Below are 16,988 nucleotides of genomic sequence, written 5' to 3'. Positions count from 1 at the left end.
TGGCATAGCTGGGTTTGTCGCCCATGTGCACAACCGAAGCGCGCACATTGCCGCCGTAACGCTTGAAGAACGCTCGGCCTTTGGTGCCAACCGGAATGACATCCACTTCAATACCATTGCTCTGGTATTCGTTGATTTTCAGGAGCACCTGTTTAAGCAAGTTTACGTTCAGACCACCGCACAGACCACGGTCGGTTGTCACGACAATCATCAGTACTCGCTTCACGTCGCGCTCGACCATCAGTGGATGGCGGTACTCAGGATGCGCGTTGGTGATGTGACCCACCACTTCAAGAAACTTCTCGGCATAAGGCCGGGTTGCTTCCATCGCTTCCTGAGCGCGCCGCATTTTGGATGCGGCGACCATTTCCATCGCCTTGGTGATCTTGCGCGTGTTCTGCACGCTCTTGATCTTGGTGCGAATCTCTTTGCCTACGGCCATGACATCGCCCCCTGATTAATAAACGCCCTTCGCCTTGAAGGTTTCGATCACTTGCTTCAATTGAGCCGCAATTTCATCACTGAAATTACCGATATCCCCAATTTTCTCGGCCAGATCTTTGGCATTGGTGGCCGCATAGTCGTGCAGGGCGGTTTCGAAGTCATTGATTTTATCGACCGGGATATCGTCCAGGTAACCTTCGTTCGCCGCGGTCAAAGACAGAGACATTTCAGTAACCGACAACGGTTTGAACTGCTTCTGCTTCATCAACTCGGTAACGCGCTTGCCGCGTTCGAGCTGCTTGCGGGTTACTTCGTCGAGATCGGATGCAAACTGTGAGAACGCCGCCAACTCACGATACTGCGCCAAGTCGGTACGAATACCACCGGCCAGCTTCTTGATCGCCTTGGTTTGCGCAGCACCACCAACCCGCGATACAGAAATACCTGGATTGATTGCAGGACGAATACCGGAGTTGAACAGGTCGGTTTCCAGGAAGATCTGACCATCAGTGATTGAGATCACGTTGGTCGGTACGAACGCGGAAACGTCACCACCCTGGGTTTCGATGATCGGCAGTGCGGTCAATGAACCGGTTTGTCCAGTCACTTCACCCTTGGTGAACTCGGCCACGTAGTCGGCATTGACGCGAGATGCGCGCTCCAGCAGACGGGAGTGCAGATAGAACACGTCACCCGGATAGGCTTCACGTCCTGGTGGACGACGCAGCAGCAGGGAAATCTGACGATAGGCCCAGGCTTGCTTGGTCAGATCGTCATAAACGATCAGTGAGTCCATACCGCGATCACGGAAATATTCGCCCATGGTGCAACCGGCATAGGCTGCCAGATACTGCATGGCCGCAGGATCAGATGCGGTTGCTGCTACCACGATGGTGTATTCCAGCGCGCCGTATTCTTCGAGCTTGCGCACAACGTTCGCAATTGAAGAGGCTTTCTGGCCAATCGCCACGTAAACGCAGAAGACACCCTTGCCTTTCTGGTTGATGATGGTGTCGATCGCCACGGCAGTCTTACCGGTCTGGCGGTCGCCAATGATCAACTCACGCTGGCCGCGACCGATTGGAACCATGGCGTCCAACGCCTTGATACCGGTCAGCAGCGGCTGGTCAACGCTTTGACGCTCGATAACGCCCGGTGCGATTTTCTCTATGGGCGCAGTCATCTTCGCGTTGATATCGCCTTTGCCATCGATGGGTTGACCCAGTGTGTTCACCACCCGGCCCAGCAGTTCTTTACCTACCGGCACTTCGAGAATGCGTTGGGTGCATTTGACTTGATCGCCTTCACGCAGGTGGTCGTAACCACCCAGAACGATGGCGCCAACAGAATCGCGCTCAAGGTTCATCGCAACGGCAAAGCCGCCGCCCGGCAACTCGACCATTTCACCGAGCATCACGTCGTTAAGGCCGTGAATTCGCAGAATACCGTCGCTGACAGAAACGATGGTACCTACGGTTTGCGCATCCGCACTTTGATCAAAATTCTCAATGCGTTGCTTGATCAGACTACTAATTTCAGAGGGATTGATCATATGATCTCCTTAGCGGCTCAATTGAGTGGCAAGTTTTTGGATACCGCCGCGCATGGAACCGTCGATCACCAAATCACCCGCACGAATAATCGCACCCGCAATCAGCGAGTCGTCCGTTTCGGTAATCAGGTCAATCGTACGATTCAATCGCTTGTTGAGCGCCGATTTAATGTTGTTGATTTCGCTTTCAGTCAGGGGATAAGCAGATACGACGGTTGCCGTCATCCGCTGCTCAGCCTGTGCACGCAGCAGCTCAAACTGATCTGCGATCTCCGGTAGGATCGCCAGCCGACCATTTTCGCCCAACAAACGCACGAGGTTGATGGCCTGCGGATCCAGCTCGCTGGAAACCACGGCCAGAAAACCCCGGGTACGCTCTTCGGAAGGACGGGAAATGTCCGCAAGAAACCGATCCATATCCGGGTTCTGAACGACTTGCGCCAGGAACGCGAGATTTTTGGACCAGACATCCGCTACAGCGGGTGTCGAGCAAAGCTCATGAATGGCCTTGGCGTAGGATTGTGCCACTTGGATATTTTCGGACATACGATTACCTCTATATCCTTAAATGTGCGCAATCAGATCAGCCAGAGCCGCTTCGTGATCCTTGTTTGTCACTTCACGCTTCAGAATGCGTTCGGCACCGGTAACTGCAATTGCAGATACCTGAGTACGCAGGGCCTCTTTGGCGCGATTTACTTCGCGATCGATCTCAGCCGATGCCTGAGCCACGATGCGCTCTGCTTCTGCTTTCGCATTGACACGGGCATCTTCAAGAATCTGATTGGCGCGCGAATTGGCTTGAGCCACGATATCGTTCGCTTTTTCCTTCGTTTCGCGCAGCATTTCGGCCGAACGCTCTTGCGCGAGCTTGAGCTCATGCTTGCCACGCTCGGAGGCGGAAAGACCGTCGGCAATCTTCTGGCGACGCGCTTCCATCAATGCGGAAAGCGGCGTCCAGAGGTATTTGCTGACCAGCCAAACCAGCACCACGAAGGCGATAATTTGAGCAACCAGTGTGATATTAATGTTCACAGCATAACCTCGATTGTTGCAGTTTCATGGGTTGGGCCCTCAGCCGAACGGCCAGGGCAAGCCCCGGCCATGTGGATCCGGCCCGGACGAATTACATTGCACCAATCGCAGATTTCAGTGCACCAACGAACGGGTTGGCGAACAGGAACCACATGGCGAAGGCCAGAATGATGAATGGGAATGATTCCATCAGGCCCGCGAAGATGAACATGTTTGTCATCAATTGAGGACGCATTTCAGGCTGACGTGCGATGCCTTCCAGCGTTTTGGAGCAGATCAAGCCCCAGCCAATGGCAGATCCCAAACCGGCCGCAGCCAGAATCACACCAACGCCTACTGCTGTGTAGGCATAAATTGTCGCGAGCATATCAGGGGTCATTTACATTCTCCTCAGTCGAACAGTTAAAAAACGAAACAAAAAACAAAAATTAGTGCGAATCCGCGTCAATATGCGCCATGCCCAGATACACGATGGTCAACACCATGAAGATAAAGGCCTGCAAAGATATCACGAGGATGTGGAAGATCAACCACGCCAGATCAAGCACCACTTGCAGCGGGAACCAGATCAGCAGACTGGCGCTAACCGTCGCGCCCAGTGTCAGCAAGGCAATCAGCATGAATACCAGCTCGCCGGCGAACATGTTGCCAAACAGTCGCAGACCCAGACTGATTGGCTTGGCCAGCTCTTCGATCAGCGTCATGATGATGTTGACCGGAATGAAGAACTTGCCGAAAGGGTGGAACAGAAACATCTTGATGTAACCGCCAAAACCTTTCACTTTCAGGTTGTAGTAAACCGTAAGCATGAACACGACGAGCGCCATGGCCAGTGGCGTATTCAGGTCAGTAGTGGGAACCACTTTCAGATGAGGAACACCCAGACCATGCGCAATGGCTGGCAGCAGGTCTATTGGAATCAAGTCCATAAAGTTCATGAGCCAGACCCAGATCAGGATGGTCAGTGCCAGTGGTGCGATCAGTGCAGGCGCCTTGCCACCGAATGAATCCTTGACCTGATTATCCACGAACTCAAGAATGCCTTCGACAGCATTCTGAAAGCGGCCGGGCGTCTCCGTGCGCAGATTCTGGCCAATTTTCATGGCAACGAACAGAATCAAACCACCTAACAGGAAACTGAAGATCAGGGTATCGATATTCAGTTGCCAGAAACCTTGACCCACCGATAGGTTGGTCAAGTGATGCTGGATATACTCAACCGAGCCGCCGGTATTTTCTGTAGCCACACGAGTCTCCTCAATCCAAGTTTAAATCTATTTGTATCAATCCGTTTTGCTCACGGGCCTGCCGGAATCACGCCCGCGCGAGGCCAACACACCCACGATCATCACGATGACAAAGCCCGCAACCGTATACAGGGCCGACAACTTCAACCCGCCCAGCGCGATGCCGAATAATACGAGTACCAGAACAAACCGAACCACCGCACCGACATACATCACATTCATGCTGGTCTGCGGTGATTCAACCGCCAGTTCACTTGCCTTGCGCATGGTATACCCCAGCACAAGCATCAGGGTTACGGCAATCAACGAGCCACCGACCACCCCATAAAACGAATCACGCCCCGCATACACGAAGGCCAGGCCCGCTGAAACCGCGCCCACAACGAGCTGGGCACTCAGTACCACTCGACCCCGCCGGGCGATGCCATCAGACATTGCGGTCACGTGAACCTGCCTGCATGAGCCGATGCGCATTGCGCATACCGCCAATAAAACCCAAAAGGCCGCCGAGCAACATGGCAATGGGCGCTATGTCGAGCCAGCGATCCACAAGAAAGCCGAGCAGCAAGCCCGCGATGACGGTTGAAGCAAATACATTACCGGCACCAACATTCATCAGGCCACGCAGCCGAATGGCAAGATAGCCTTCCTGCTTCGCGCTCTCGGGCTTAGCCCCTTGTTTTTGATCGGCCATGACGCTTCTCTGTTTCTGACGGCCAAAATTCGGCGGCTAGTTTAACGGCATATTCAGGCGCCAACAACTGTTGGCATGGCTAACTGAATGAAAAAGGCTAAGGAACCTCTGATTAAATCAGAGATTCCGTGCGGCACAAGGGTGTGCTGCCACGAACAAGCACACAAATGATCGTTCATGAAGAAATCAAAAATCACATTTTTTGATTTTCGCCCTCTGAAAATTACAGGATGTAATTATTCAGAGCTTCACTAAGTAAATGCTGATTTATTCCATCCATGGAACAAATCAGCTCGCTCATCGCGGTACACGCCCGCGATGGCTCCCACGAATCAAAGACTTACGTCTTTGTTCGTGTTAGGGCATCCTGCCCCAAGCGGGAAGCACTGAATAAATCAGAGCCTCCCTAAAATTCACCTCGCCATCAACCCTGCTCTTGCAGGAGGCGGTTAAGAATGCGATCCAATTGCCCGGGCTGGTCGAAACGAAGTTTGAGCCGACCGCCGCCGCGCGCATTCTGCACCAGATCGACCTGCACACCCAGCGCATCTGAAATCTGGCGCAGCAATAATGCCGTATCCGGATCGGCAGGGATTGGCTCGGGTGGATTCAAGGCCGACTCGTTCAATTTTCGCACCATGCCTTCGACCTGACGAACCGTCAGTGCCTTGGCCACGATTTTTTCTGCGAGCATCGGCTGTTGCGCCATCGGCAACCCGGCCAATGCCCTGGCGTGCCCGGCGTCCAGTTGCTTGTTCTGCAGGAGTTGCCGCACCGGTTCGGCCAGATCGAGCAGGCGCAGGGCATTGGACACGACCGGACGCGAAATACCGAGAATATCGGCGACCTGCTGGTGCGTCATCTCAAATTCCTTGATCAGTCGCCGCATGGCTTCGGCCTGTTCGATGGGATCGAGATCTTCGCGCTGAAGATTTTCTATCAGGGCGAGTGCGGCCGCCTGATGGTCGTCGATATCCCGAACAATGGCGGGGATTTGCTGCAATCCGGCCAATTGCGCGGCACGCCAACGACGTTCGCCGGCGATCAGTTCATATTCGCCCGAACGACGACGCAGCACCACGGGCGCAATAAGCCCTTGCGCCCGGATCGAATCGGCGAGACTGCGCAACGCATCTTCATCAAAATGCTTGCGCGGCTGAAACGGACTGGGGTGTATCAACTCAAGCGAAACGTCGCGCAGTTGCGCGCCGGGATCGTCCTTTGCTTCACTCGAACGCAGCAAAGCGTCCAGCCCTCTGCCCAATCCTTTCTTTTTGACTGTCATCTGATGCTATCCATTCTCGAATCCGTTGATATTGAGACTATTGCCCGGCGCGTTGTTCGGCGCGCTCGACCAATTCATGCGCTAAATCGGTGTACGCCTGGGCGCCTGCCGAGCCGCGGTCATAATACAAGGCGGGCAGGCCATGGCTGGGCGCCTCAGCCAGACGCACATTGCGCGGAATGAGCGTGCGAAACAACTGATCACCAAAATGGGCCTGCAACTGTTCGGAAACCTGCTGCGCCAACAGATTGCGGGCGTCATACAAAGTACGGAGCACACCTGCCACGCCCAAGGCAGGCTGCAAGGCCATTCGCACCTGCTCGATCGTTTCCAGCAGCGAACTTAGGCCCTCCAGCGCAAAGTATTCGCACTGAACCGGAATGAGCACATCGTCGGAGGCCACAAGGGCATTGATCGTCAGGGTGTTGAGGGCGGGCGGGCAGTCGATCAGCACGAAATCGTAGTTTGTCAGCAGGGGCGCCAATGCACGCCGGAGCTTCATTTCGCGCCCGATCCGGCTGACGAGCTGGAATTCGGCACCCGCCAGCTCGATATTGGCCGACAATAGATCAAATCCCGCGGGCTCGCTTCTGATAATGACATCAGAGATGGATGCTTCATCCAGCAAAACATCGGCCATGGTTAGCGCAAGACCGGATTTATCCTGCCCTGCGCTGACGGTGGCGTTGCCTTGCGGGTCCAGGTCGATCATGAGCACGCGCCGCCCGATGGATTGCAGTGCGGCCGCCAGATTGACCGCGGTGGTGGTCTTGCCCACACCGCCTTTTTGATTGGTGATGGCGAGCGTCCAGCTCATAATTGCGCCTCTCGTTGATAGATCAGTAAATGACGCGCCGCATCCAGTGCGGGAACAGACAGCGGGATGGTTTCCCGACAGATGAAACCATCCGCAACGGCTTGCTGCTCGCGCTCATCAAGACGCCCTTTCATCGCAAGCCACTCGCCTCCAGGGCGCACGAGATGGTCGGTCAGGCGCAGAAAATCTGCCGTGGATGCAAACGCTCGCGATATGGCCTGATCGAACGATGAAGCGGGCACTTCTTCGACCCGTGAACGCAGCACGGTCACATTTTCGATCGCCAGTTCGCGCACGGCCGCTTCAGCGAATCGGGTCATTTTCAGGTTGGAATCGATAAGTGTCACGCCTAGCGTTTCATCGGCCAGCGCCAACAGGATACCCGGAATGCCGGGGCCGCTGCCGACATCGACCAAACGCCCCGCCGACTTCACCCAAGGGCGCACGGCCAACGCATCCAGCACATGACGCACGCGCATGTCCTCAAGATTGCGCACGGCCGTCAGGTTGTAGGTTCGATTCCACTTAGCCAGCAAATGAATATAGGCCGAAATACGCTGCGCACTGCGAGGGGCTATCTCCTGCCCCATCGTTTGCACGCCCTGCTCGATTTGCCCGGCATAGCGCATGACCATCTCGTTATCAGACGACAATGCAATCAAGCCGATGCCGCCAGCAGGCTTCGACGCTTGAGATGAACCTGCAACAAAGAGATGGCCGCCGGCGTGACGCCGGGAATGCGTCCCGCCTGACCCAAAGTGCTCGGCCGCTGCGCTTCAAGCTTGCTGCGCACTTCGTTGGAAAGTCCATAGATCTGGCTGTAGTCGAGATCGTCCGGCAAAACCTGCGTTTCCTGCTTCACGGAACGGCTGACCTCGTCTTTCTGACGATCGACGTAACCTGCATATTTTGCTTCGATTTCAATCTGCTCGGTCACGGCAGCGGGCAGGGGTGATTCCGGAGCCAGGCTGGGCACCTGGGCCAACTGCTGGTAATCCATTTCCGGACGACGCAACAGATCCAGCGCATTGACGCCACGACTGATCACACCGGGCAAAAGGGACACATCGGGGTGATCGGGATGAACCCAGAGCGCACCGAGTCGCGCCTGCTCGCGCGCGATGGCTTCCATTTTTTCGTTGAACGCACGCCAGCGCGCCTCATCCACCAGACCCAGCGCATGGCCGATCGGCGTCAAACGTTGATCGGCATTGTCTTCGCGCAACATCAGGCGATATTCGGCCCGACTGGTGAACATGCGGTAGGGCTCAAGCGTACCTTGCGTGATCAGATCGTCGATCATCACACCGGCATAGGCCTCGTCACGGCGAAGTGTCAACGGATCACGCCCTAACACCTGTGCCGCTGCATTGGCGCCAGCCATCAAACCCTGGGCACCGGCTTCTTCGTAACCGGTCGTGCCATTGATCTGCCCGGCAAAGAACAGCCCCTCGATAGCGCGGGTTTCCAGCGTGGGCTTCAGGCCGCGCGGGTCGAAAAAATCGTACTCGATGGCATAACCGGGGCGGGTGATGACCGCACGCTCGAAACCTCGGATCGAGCGCACATAGGCCAGCTGAATATCAAACGGCAGGCTGGTTGAAATCCCGTTCGGATAGATTTCGTTCGTGGTCAGTCCTTCCGGCTCGACGAACACCTGATGGGAGTCCTTATCGGCAAAACGGTGGATTTTATCCTCGATAGATGGGCAGTAACGCGGCCCCACCCCTTCGATCACACCCGTGAACATGGGGGAGCGATCCAGGCCACCGCGAATGATTTCGTGCGTCCGCTCGTTGGTATGGGTGATGTAACAATCGACCTGCTGTGGATGATCCTTGACCGATCCCATGAAGGAGAATACCGGCTCCGGCGTATCGCCTGGCTGGACCTGCATGACAGACAAATCAATCGAACGGATGTCGATGCGCGGCGGCGTACCGGTCTTGAGCCGACCGACACCCAGAGACAGCTCGCGCAGGCGATCGGCCAGCCGCTGAGCCGGAGGATCACCCGCGCGCCCGCCCTGATAATTGTTCATGCCGATATGAATCTGCCCGGCCAAGAAGGTGCCCGCCGTCAAAACGACCGTCTTGCCGGTGAATTCGATACCGGCCTGAGTTCGAATACCCGTGACCCGGTCGCCTTCGAGCAGCAGGTCATCGACTGCCTGCTGGAACAGCATGAGATTCGGTTGGTTTTCGAGCATCTGCCGGATGGCTGCCTTGTAGAGGATGCGGTCTGCCTGCGCGCGGGTGGCGCGAACGGCGGGGCCTTTGCGGGCATTGAGGGTGCGGAACTGAATCCCGCCCCGGTCAGCCGCCAACGCCATCGCGCCGCCCAAGGCGTCGATTTCCCGCACCAGATGGCCCTTGCCGATACCGCCGATGGCCGGATTGCAGCTCATTTGCCCGAGCGTTTCGATATTGTGGCTGACGAGCAGCGTATTCGCGCCCATGCGGGCAGCCGCCAGCGCGGCCTCGGTCCCGGCATGGCCGCCACCAACAACAATCACATCAAAAACGTCGGGATATCGCACGAAGCTCTCCGGAAAAACGAGCAGGAATCAAACATTGCTTGCCGACCAGTCGAATCGGACTGGCCGAATTTTACGCGCAAGCGGGGCCAAAATCGAGCAAAACTCCATAATTCAAAAAAATAATTGTGAAAAAACAGCCTGATAGAGGCCGCCGACACAGATGCGCCATCACCCTAAGTAAATGCTGATTTATTCCATCCTTGGAATAAATCAGCGCGCTCATCGCGGTACACGCCCGCAATGGCGCTCACGAATCAAAGACTTACGTCTTTGTTCGTGTTGGGGCATCCTGCCCCAAGCGGGACGCACTGAATAAATCAGCGCTTCCCTAAATCATACGACCAACCTTCGGGCAGACCTTTTCGGCAAGCCCCATAGCTACTGAACCACTTTGGCCGGGCTCTTTAATGAGCACCCACTTTCGTGCAAAATGATCGGTCCTTCGGCAAACCGTCAACCGACGCCCTCGCCTGAATGAACTACCCCGCCGAACCTGCGGGTTTACGCCTGATTCGTACGAATAGCAAAACACCATCAATCACTTCAAACATACAGGAAAGAATGAACACACTGACCGAATCTCGAATTTTTTCTACGCTTGTCGCCCTCGGCGCGGCTTTAATCACGGCCCTCGCCATCACCCAAATCCAATCCGCCCAACTCATTGAATCCAATCTGCTGCGTTTTGTCGCAACCGCCGCCATTATCTTCATCGTTATTCTTTTGAGCGGTCTGCTGCCGCGCAAATCCGTTTCCGGCAACGAAAAATCCGCCGAAGCGGCGCCCGTTCGCGAAGTCGGGCACGTCAAATGGTTCAACACCGACAAGGGCTTCGGCTTTATCGTGCGCGAAAACGGCGAAGATCTGTTCGTCCATTTCCGCGCGGTCGGTGACGGCTCGACCCTGCGACTCGTCGAAGGCCAGAAAGTCGAATACCACATCGGTCAAGGTCGCAAAGGGCCTCAAGCCGAACAGGTCGTGGTTCTGGATTGAGATACGTCAAATAGCAGTGCAGCAGGCCGGAATATGCGCCCGGATCATTTCGCAGAGCAAATCCACCGCCGCGCTGCGTGCAAAACGGTTGCGGCTGGCCACAGCCACGTCCCGATAAGGCACGGGCTCGGTGAACTCGAGGTAGCGGATCAAATCACCCGCATTTCCGCCTTGTGAGATATTGGATGAACACGGCAGGACGGTAATTCCTGCACCGGAAGCGACCATCATACGCATGGTTTCCAGGGAGCCGCCCTCCAGTGTTTTCTGCAAACGACCGGTATTGGGTGTCTGCGCGCATTCCGGGCACATGCTTAACACCTGTTCCCGGAAACAGTGCCCCTGCCCCAGCAGCAACAGATCCTGCTCTGCCAGAGTTTCTGCCGAAACTTTGAGTGCCGAGGACAAAGGATGATCACTTGGCACCGCCACGGTGAACGGTTCACGGTACACCGGGCGCACATCCAGCTTCGATGCCAGGAAAGGCAACGACAACACCACGGCATCCAGCGCCCCCTGTTGCAATTGATAGACAAGATCATGGGTAAACCCTTCGACGATCTCGATCGGCATGCGCGGTGCACGTTTATGCAACGCCGGAATCAATGAAGGCAACAGATACGGCCCGATCGTGTAAATCAGTCCGATTCTAAAGGTGCCGACCAGTGGATCCTTGGCGGCATCGGCAATCGCCTGGAGCTGCTCAACCTCCTGGAGTATTCGCGTGGCCTGCTCGATGATGGCTTCGCCGCGCGAAGTAATGCGTAATTCCGTGCGACTTGCGCGCTCGAAAATCTGTACAGCCAACGCTTCCTCAATGCGCTTTACGCCGACGCTCAAGGTGGGCTGACTCACAAAACACGCCGCCGCAGCCCGGCCAAAATGGCGTTCGCGCGCCACGGCCACCACGTATCTCAGTTCGGTTAGGGTCATGTGCGCTATCTCAAATGTGGGAAAATGACGAAAAACATCGGAAGAAAATTGCAGTTAAAACTTGCAAAGCAACTTCACCCCATGAACAATTATCGTCCATGGCGCATCCATGATCTATATTCGTGGGCAATCATTGACACCAAGGAGTATCACCGTGAGCGACAAAATCGCCTATGTTAACGACAGTAATTTTGACCAAGAAGTCCTGAAAAGCGACCTGCCGGTGCTGGTGGATTACTGGGCAGAATGGTGCGGCCCATGCCGGATGATCGCCCCGATCCTCGATGAGGTAGCGGAGCAATACGAAGGCAAGATCAAGGTTGCCAAACTCAATATCGATGAAAATCCGGAAACACCTCGTCAGCATGCCATTCGGGGCATCCCGACACTGATGCTGTTCAAAAACGGCAAGGTGGAAGGCACCAAAGTCGGCGCCGTATCCAAATCACAGCTCACTGCTTTCATTGACGGCGCACTGTAAGCCTTAAGTGATTCGGCCTGGTTTCGGCTCTGCCTGTTGGCATCGGGTCGGAACTGTGCCAAAATCGGGCAATAAATTTCCAAGTTGCGATCATTTTCGCGTTCCGTCGGCGGTTCCGCCAAACAAGACCCTTCCCTCACTCAAGCTTTCCCAAGCTTAAATTCATAGCTGAATCAATCCAAACCGATGAATCTCACCGAACTCAAAGCAAAACCCGTTGCCGATCTTCTGGCCATGGCAGAATCCATGGGCATTGAAAACATTGCCCGCACCCGTAAACACGACGTGATCTTTGCATTGCTCAAAGCCCACGCCAAGACGGGCGAATCCATCTTCGGCGATGGGGTACTCGAAATTCTGCCCGATGGCTTCGGATTCCTGCGTGGGGCCGATAGCTCCTATCTGGCCGGGCCTGCGGACGTGTATGTCTCACCCTCGCAAATTCGGCGATTCAACCTGCAAACCGGCGACACCATTGCCGGTACCGTACGGTCACCGAAAGACGGCGAGCGGTATTTCGCCCTGCTCAAGATCGACACCATCAACTTTGAACCACCGAATATGGCCAAGGGCAAGGTGCTGTTCGAAAACCTGACGCCCCTGCATGCCAACCAGCGGATGCGGATGGAGCGCGGTAACGGTTCGACCGAAGATCTGACCGCACGCATCATCGATATCGTATCGCCGGTCGGTAAAGGTCAGCGCGGCTTGATTGTGGCGCCACCCAAGGCCGGTAAAACGATGCTGCTGCAGAACATTGCCCAGAGCATCAGCGCCAATCATCCCGAGTGCGATCTGATCGTACTGCTGATCGACGAGCGCCCGGAAGAAGTCACCGAAATGCAGCGCACCGTGCGCGGCGAAGTCGTGGCGTCCACCTTCGACGAGCCTGCCACCCGCCATGTGCAGGTTGCGGAGATGGTCATCGAAAAGGCCAAGCGACTGGTCGAGCACAAGCGCGATGTGGTCATCCTGCTCGACTCCATCACCCGTCTGGCGCGCGCCTACAACACCGTTGTCCCTTCATCGGGCAAAGTGCTCACCGGCGGTGTGGATGCCAACGCCCTGCATCGCCCCAAACGCTTTTTCGGTGCGGCCCGTAATATCGAAGAAGGCGGCTCGCTCACCATTCTGGCCACCGCGCTGATCGATACCGGCTCGAAGATGGATGAAGTCATCTACGAAGAATTCAAGGGCACCGGCAACATGGAGCTGCACCTCGATCGCCGGATTGCCGAGAAGCGCGTTTATCCTGCCATCAACATCAACCGTTCGGGCACCCGCCGCGAAGAGTTGCTGACGGATGCGGAAGAACTCCAGAAGATGTGGATTCTGCGCAAGTTCCTGCACCCGATGAGCGAGCTTGAATCCATGGAGTTCCTGCTGGACAAACTCCTGAAAACGAAGACCAACAACGAGTTCTACGATTCCATGCGGCGCGGCTAATCCCCGCCAGCAGCATAAAACCCCGCCATGCGCGGGGTTTTTTATGGCCTGTATCCGCTGCGTTATTGCGGCTGAATCAAGGTGATCCCTTTGGGCAGCGCGGTTTGGTTTGCTGCGATATACGCGTTCAAACCATCACGCTCGGCATCGCAGGCAGGCAAGGCGATAATCTGATCGGCCAAGTTACTGAAACTCACCTGGATATCGCCGTGGAAAAACCATCCACCCACACCTTGGGCATGGGTTTTTATCAGCTCATAGGCGCAGGCGGATTTTGCGATTTTATCAATCACGACCGTGGTGCCATTGACCGAAATCGTTGTGGTGTAGGTATGTCCTTGATCCATATACGCATCCATCAGGAACAGTTTGTCCCAGGCGCGCGGGTTTTGTCCGCTCAAAATCGCATTTTCCATAAATTCGATATGGCTTTTGAGATTATTGGCTTGTTCGGTGGTTTGCGTGGAAATTGCCCAACGAACGCTCATGTTCGCATCATCAAAGCTGGCCGCCGGTGAATGCGAGGTACCCGTTTCGCTATACGCCGCGTAATTGGTCGCAAGATAGGAAATGTACGATTCAGTCGGTGCTTTTGCCGCCGTTACGCCCGAAGTAGTTTGATCAGGCTGGGCTATAGCTGCCGACGTTGTTGATCCGCCGCCGCAGGCGGTCAAAGTGGCTGCGGTAAAAATAAGGGCAATGAGCGGAGCACGATACGCGTTGTTCACGGTTAATTCCTCTGGTTGATGGGATGACTGGGATTGATGCTCAATCAACCCAGCTAATATCAACCAAAGGTGTGTCGCGCTGCTTTCTTACTTGTTACGGTTTGTAACCTGCGTTTCACGCCGAACGGCCCGCCAGCCGATATCGTCGCGATAGAATCCACCATCAAAGTCAATCGCCTTGACGCCCGCATAGGCAGCCTTTTGGGCTGCGCGCACCGTGTCGCCCAGAGCCGTGACACACAGCACGCGCCCTCCGGCGGTCACCACGTCTTGGCCCTCGGCGCGCGTACCGGCCTGGAATACCTTCACGTTGCCCGGTACGGCATCCAACCCTCGGATCACATCGCCGGTTCGCACGTCAGTGGGATAGCCGTGCGCCGCCATGACCACGCCAATCGCCGTTTGCTGATTCCACTTGCACTGCACTTTATCCAGGGAACCTTCGATGCCCGCTTCCAGCAGATCGACCAGATCACTATCAAGCCGCAGCATGATGGGCTGGGTTTCGGGATCACCAAAGCGACAGTTGAACTCCAGCACACTGGGTCGGCCCTGGTCATCGATCATCAGGCCGGCATACAGGAAACCGGTATAGGGGATGCCATCGAGCGCCATGCCCTTGACGGTAGGCTCGATGATCGTTTCCATCACCACTTCGGCGATTTGCGGGGTGACGACCGGCGCCGGAGAGTAGGCACCCATGCCACCGGTATTCGGGCCGGTGTCGCCGCGGTCGCGCGCCTTGTGATCCTGACTGGTTGCCATCGGCAGGATATTGCTGCCATCGACCATCACGATGAAGCTGGCTTCCTCGCCGCTCAGAAAAGACTCGACCACGACACGCGCGCCTGCTTCACCAAATTGCCCGCCCAGCATATCGTTAACGGCTGCCTCAGCTTCTGCCACGCTCTGGGCAACGATCACGCCTTTACCCGCGGCCAGACCGTCGGCCTTGACCACGATCGGCGCGCCGTGTTCGCGCACATAATCAATGGCCGGTGCCGCTTCGGTAAACACGCGATAGGCGGCTGTAGGAATACGATGGCGAGCCAGAAAATCCTTGCTGAATGCCTTTGACCCTTCGAGCTGAGCCGCTTGTCTGGATGGTCCGAAAATCGGCAGACCGGCATCACGGAAGCTGTCGACAATGCCTAGAACCAAGGGTGCTTCCGGTCCGACCACGGTCAGGTCGATTTTTTCACGACCGGCAAAGGCAAGCAGTTCGGCAATGTCGGTTGCGGCAATCGAGACGTTTTCACACTTAGCCTCGGCCGCTGTTCCCGGATTACCCGGGGCAACAAACACCCTGGATACGCGCGGCGACTGCGCCAGCTTCCACGCCAGTGCATGTTCCCGACCGCCACCACCAATGACTAAAACTTTCATATGTGCCTCGATCCCCAATCTAAAAAGCAATAATTGGACGACATTTTGCCACAGGCACCAGGAATCTCTGATTTAATCTGAGATTCCTAGTGGCACAGGGAAGTGCCGCCACAAACAAACACGCACGTGATTGTTTATGGAGAAAATCAAAAAATTTAAATTTTGATTTTCGTCCTCAGAAAACGTCAGGATGGCGTTTTCTGAGAAAACACAAGATACCCGCCCCATGATCGACATTGTTTTATTTGAACCGGAAATTCCGCCCAACACCGGCAACATCATCCGCCTGTGCGCCAATACGGGCGCGCGGCTGCATCTGGTCGAGCCATTGGGTTTTTCGATGGAAAGCAAGGCACTGCGGCGCGCCGGTCTCGATTATCACGAGTTTGCAGAAGTGACCGTCCATGCGAACTGGGCCGCTTTACGCGCGGCATTGAGTGGGCGTCGGCTGTTCGCACTCACCACCAAGGGGGGCACCCCGTTTCACCGCACCCGGTTTGAAGCGGGCGACGTGCTGGTTTTCGGGCCGGAAACCCGGGGCCTGCCGCCTGAAATATTGGCCGAGTTTGAACCCGGTTCCCGCCTTCGCCTGCCCATGCAAGCAGGCTCACGCAGCTTGAATCTATCGAACACCGTGGCCATTGCCGTTTACGAAGTCTGGCGGCAACTGGATTTTGCCGGGGCGACGGATACCGACCGGCCATGACATCACCTACCCTTGAACTCACCCCCATCGCGACGATTGATAGTCCGTTCAAGAGTCGCTTCGGTATACCACGGCAATCGGGACTGGTGCCTGATGCCATCGGCTGGATCGCGCCACACGCACCCTGGCATCGCGCCGAGGCTTGGGCGGGAATCGAGCAATACACGCATCTGTGGTTGATCTGGCAGGTGCATGATCGACCACACCAACCGGTGTCCAGCGTGCGACCGCCGCGATTGGGCGGCAATGCCCGTCTCGGTGTCTTCGCCACGCGTTCGCCCGCGCGCCCTAATCCCTTGGGGCTTTCCTTGGTGCGTTTGCTCGCGGTCGAACAACATGCCGGCCGGGTGCGAATTCGTGTCGGCGGACTGGATTTGCTCGACGGCACGCCGATCATCGACATCAAGCCGCATATCGCATTCACCGACTGCCCGCCAGATTCACACAGCGGATTTGCGCAGAACGAACCCGAGCGGTTGCGGGTGGATTGGTCCACGCTGCCGGATGATGAAGCGCTCCGGCTCACCGACCATCAGCGTCTGGTGATCACGCAAACCCTGTCGCTTGATCCACGACCGGCTTTCCATGACGATCCCGAGCGGGTTTATGGTTGCCCGTTGTTTGAATTTGATGTGCAGTTTCGGGTCGAGAATGGCACGTTATTTGTGCTTGGCCTGAACCCTTTGCCTTGAACTAGGCACA

Annotated in this window: 20 protein-coding genes; 5 read left to right on the top strand and 15 right to left on the bottom strand. The window is 55.9% G+C overall.

The annotated features are described in order from the left end of the window. The 12 genes from PHD44_RS04415 to mnmG all read right to left on the bottom strand — a co-directional run. Positions 1 to 442: F0F1 ATP synthase subunit gamma (locus tag PHD44_RS04415; protein ID WP_300188434.1), on the bottom strand; the 442-nt coding region annotated here is incomplete at its 3' end. A gap of 15 nt (positions 443 to 457) precedes the next feature. Next, complete coding sequence (atpA, locus tag PHD44_RS04410; RefSeq protein WP_300188432.1) at positions 458 to 1,996, bottom strand: F0F1 ATP synthase subunit alpha; 1,539 nt, start codon at positions 1,994 to 1,996, stop codon at positions 458 to 460. A gap of 9 nt (positions 1,997 to 2,005) precedes the next feature. Further along, positions 2,006 to 2,542, bottom strand: a complete 537-nt coding sequence (locus PHD44_RS04405; RefSeq protein ID WP_300188430.1) for a F0F1 ATP synthase subunit delta — start codon at positions 2,540 to 2,542, stop codon at positions 2,006 to 2,008. A gap of 18 nt (positions 2,543 to 2,560) precedes the next feature. After that, complete coding sequence (locus PHD44_RS04400) at positions 2,561 to 3,031, bottom strand: F0F1 ATP synthase subunit B (protein WP_300188428.1); 471 nt, start codon at positions 3,029 to 3,031, stop codon at positions 2,561 to 2,563. Between the two features lie 91 nt (positions 3,032 to 3,122). Next, positions 3,123 to 3,410, bottom strand: a complete 288-nt coding sequence (atpE, locus tag PHD44_RS04395) for a F0F1 ATP synthase subunit C (protein WP_300188426.1) — start codon at positions 3,408 to 3,410, stop codon at positions 3,123 to 3,125. Positions 3,411 to 3,459: 49 nt separating this feature from the next. Beyond that, on the bottom strand, positions 3,460 to 4,278 hold the full coding sequence (gene atpB / locus PHD44_RS04390; protein ID WP_300188424.1) for a F0F1 ATP synthase subunit A: 819 nt from the start codon (positions 4,276 to 4,278) through the stop codon (positions 3,460 to 3,462). Between the two features lie 36 nt (positions 4,279 to 4,314). Then, entirely contained in the window at positions 4,315 to 4,713 is a 399-nt protein-coding gene (locus PHD44_RS04385) for an ATP synthase subunit I (RefSeq protein ID WP_300188422.1), read from the bottom strand. Beyond that, entirely contained in the window at positions 4,706 to 4,972 is a 267-nt protein-coding gene (locus PHD44_RS04380; protein ID WP_300188420.1) for an AtpZ/AtpI family protein, read from the bottom strand. Before PHD44_RS04380 ends, PHD44_RS04385 begins: the two co-directional genes overlap by 8 nt. Before the next feature lie 424 nt (positions 4,973 to 5,396). Beyond that, positions 5,397 to 6,257, bottom strand: coding sequence for a ParB/RepB/Spo0J family partition protein (locus PHD44_RS04375; protein ID WP_300188418.1), 861 nt, complete (start codon positions 6,255 to 6,257; stop codon positions 5,397 to 5,399). Between the two features lie 37 nt (positions 6,258 to 6,294). Next, complete coding sequence (locus tag PHD44_RS04370; RefSeq protein ID WP_300188416.1) at positions 6,295 to 7,074, bottom strand: AAA family ATPase; 780 nt, start codon at positions 7,072 to 7,074, stop codon at positions 6,295 to 6,297. Next, the gene (gene rsmG, locus PHD44_RS04365; RefSeq protein ID WP_300188414.1) at positions 7,071 to 7,736 is read right to left on the bottom strand and encodes a 16S rRNA (guanine(527)-N(7))-methyltransferase RsmG; all 666 of its coding nucleotides are present in this window, start codon (positions 7,734 to 7,736) and stop codon (positions 7,071 to 7,073) included. Before rsmG ends, PHD44_RS04370 begins: the two co-directional genes overlap by 4 nt. Continuing rightward, complete coding sequence (gene mnmG, locus PHD44_RS04360) at positions 7,733 to 9,613, bottom strand: tRNA uridine-5-carboxymethylaminomethyl(34) synthesis enzyme MnmG (RefSeq protein WP_300188412.1); 1,881 nt, start codon at positions 9,611 to 9,613, stop codon at positions 7,733 to 7,735. Before mnmG ends, rsmG begins: the two co-directional genes overlap by 4 nt. Before the next feature lie 735 nt (positions 9,614 to 10,348). Between mnmG and PHD44_RS04355 the strand changes: the two genes are divergently transcribed. Beyond that, the gene (locus PHD44_RS04355) at positions 10,349 to 10,606 is read left to right on the top strand and encodes a cold-shock protein (protein ID WP_300188440.1); all 258 of its coding nucleotides are present in this window, start codon (positions 10,349 to 10,351) and stop codon (positions 10,604 to 10,606) included. 6 nt (positions 10,607 to 10,612) lie between these two features. Here PHD44_RS04355 and PHD44_RS04350 read toward each other — a convergent pair whose 3' ends face one another. After that, positions 10,613 to 11,539 (bottom strand): hydrogen peroxide-inducible genes activator, encoded by a 927-nt coding sequence (locus tag PHD44_RS04350; protein WP_300188410.1) that lies wholly within the window; start codon positions 11,537 to 11,539, stop codon positions 10,613 to 10,615. Positions 11,540 to 11,693: 154 nt separating this feature from the next. On the opposite strand from PHD44_RS04350, the gene trxA reads away from it, so the two are divergent. Further along, complete coding sequence (gene trxA, locus PHD44_RS04345; protein ID WP_300188408.1) at positions 11,694 to 12,020, top strand: thioredoxin TrxA; 327 nt, start codon at positions 11,694 to 11,696, stop codon at positions 12,018 to 12,020. Between the two features lie 186 nt (positions 12,021 to 12,206). After that, positions 12,207 to 13,466, top strand: a complete 1,260-nt coding sequence (gene rho / locus PHD44_RS04340) for a transcription termination factor Rho (protein WP_300188406.1) — start codon at positions 12,207 to 12,209, stop codon at positions 13,464 to 13,466. Positions 13,467 to 13,528: 62 nt separating this feature from the next. On the opposite strand, the gene PHD44_RS04335 is transcribed toward rho, so the two are convergent. Further along, a complete protein-coding gene (locus PHD44_RS04335) occupies positions 13,529 to 14,194 on the bottom strand; it encodes a hypothetical protein (RefSeq protein ID WP_300188405.1) in 666 nt (221 codons plus the stop codon). 87 nt (positions 14,195 to 14,281) lie between these two features. Next, a complete protein-coding gene (purD, locus tag PHD44_RS04330) occupies positions 14,282 to 15,580 on the bottom strand; it encodes a phosphoribosylamine--glycine ligase (protein WP_300188404.1) in 1,299 nt (432 codons plus the stop codon). A 226-nt stretch (positions 15,581 to 15,806) separates the two neighbouring features. Between purD and trmL the strand changes: the two genes are divergently transcribed. Both trmL and tsaA read left to right on the top strand, forming a co-directional pair. After that, entirely contained in the window at positions 15,807 to 16,286 is a 480-nt protein-coding gene (trmL, locus tag PHD44_RS04325; protein WP_300188402.1) for a tRNA (uridine(34)/cytosine(34)/5-carboxymethylaminomethyluridine(34)-2'-O)-methyltransferase TrmL, read from the top strand. Beyond that, on the top strand, positions 16,283 to 16,978 hold the full coding sequence (gene tsaA, locus PHD44_RS04320) for a tRNA (N6-threonylcarbamoyladenosine(37)-N6)-methyltransferase TrmO (RefSeq protein ID WP_300188400.1): 696 nt from the start codon (positions 16,283 to 16,285) through the stop codon (positions 16,976 to 16,978). Before trmL ends, tsaA begins: the two co-directional genes overlap by 4 nt. Positions 16,979 to 16,988: the final 10 nt, after the last annotated feature.

This window comes from Halothiobacillus sp., assembly GCF_028710545.1.
In the GTDB taxonomy this organism is placed as follows: domain Bacteria; phylum Pseudomonadota; class Gammaproteobacteria; order Halothiobacillales; family Halothiobacillaceae; genus Halothiobacillus.
The sequence above is the reverse complement of the archived record's forward strand: the minus strand, read 5'-3'. Positions and strand labels throughout refer to the sequence as shown.

Bases quoted from the DNA above. Each gene is read 5' to 3' on its own strand.
- atpA (WP_300188432.1), bottom strand. From the start codon at position 1,996: ATGATCAATCCCTCTGAAATTAGTAGTCTGATCAAGCAACGCATTGAG.
- PHD44_RS04405 (WP_300188430.1), bottom strand. From the start codon at position 2,542: ATGTCCGAAAATATCCAAGTGGCACAATCCTACGCCAAGGCCATTCAT.
- atpE (WP_300188426.1), bottom strand. From the start codon at position 3,410: ATGACCCCTGATATGCTCGCGACAATTTATGCCTACACAGCAGTAGGC.
- PHD44_RS04385 (WP_300188422.1), bottom strand. From the start codon at position 4,713: ATGTCTGATGGCATCGCCCGGCGGGGTCGAGTGGTACTGAGTGCCCAG.
- PHD44_RS04380 (WP_300188420.1), bottom strand. From the start codon at position 4,972: ATGGCCGATCAAAAACAAGGGGCTAAGCCCGAGAGCGCGAAGCAGGAA.
- PHD44_RS04375 (WP_300188418.1), bottom strand. From the start codon at position 6,257: ATGACAGTCAAAAAGAAAGGATTGGGCAGAGGGCTGGACGCTTTGCTG.
- PHD44_RS04370 (WP_300188416.1), bottom strand. From the start codon at position 7,074: ATGAGCTGGACGCTCGCCATCACCAATCAAAAAGGCGGTGTGGGCAAG.
- PHD44_RS04350 (WP_300188410.1), bottom strand. From the start codon at position 11,539: ATGACCCTAACCGAACTGAGATACGTGGTGGCCGTGGCGCGCGAACGC.
- rho (WP_300188406.1), top strand. From the start codon at position 12,207: ATGAATCTCACCGAACTCAAAGCAAAACCCGTTGCCGATCTTCTGGCC.
- purD (WP_300188404.1), bottom strand. From the start codon at position 15,580: ATGAAAGTTTTAGTCATTGGTGGTGGCGGTCGGGAACATGCACTGGCG.
- trmL (WP_300188402.1), top strand. From the start codon at position 15,807: ATGATCGACATTGTTTTATTTGAACCGGAAATTCCGCCCAACACCGGC.
- tsaA (WP_300188400.1), top strand. From the start codon at position 16,283: ATGACATCACCTACCCTTGAACTCACCCCCATCGCGACGATTGATAGT.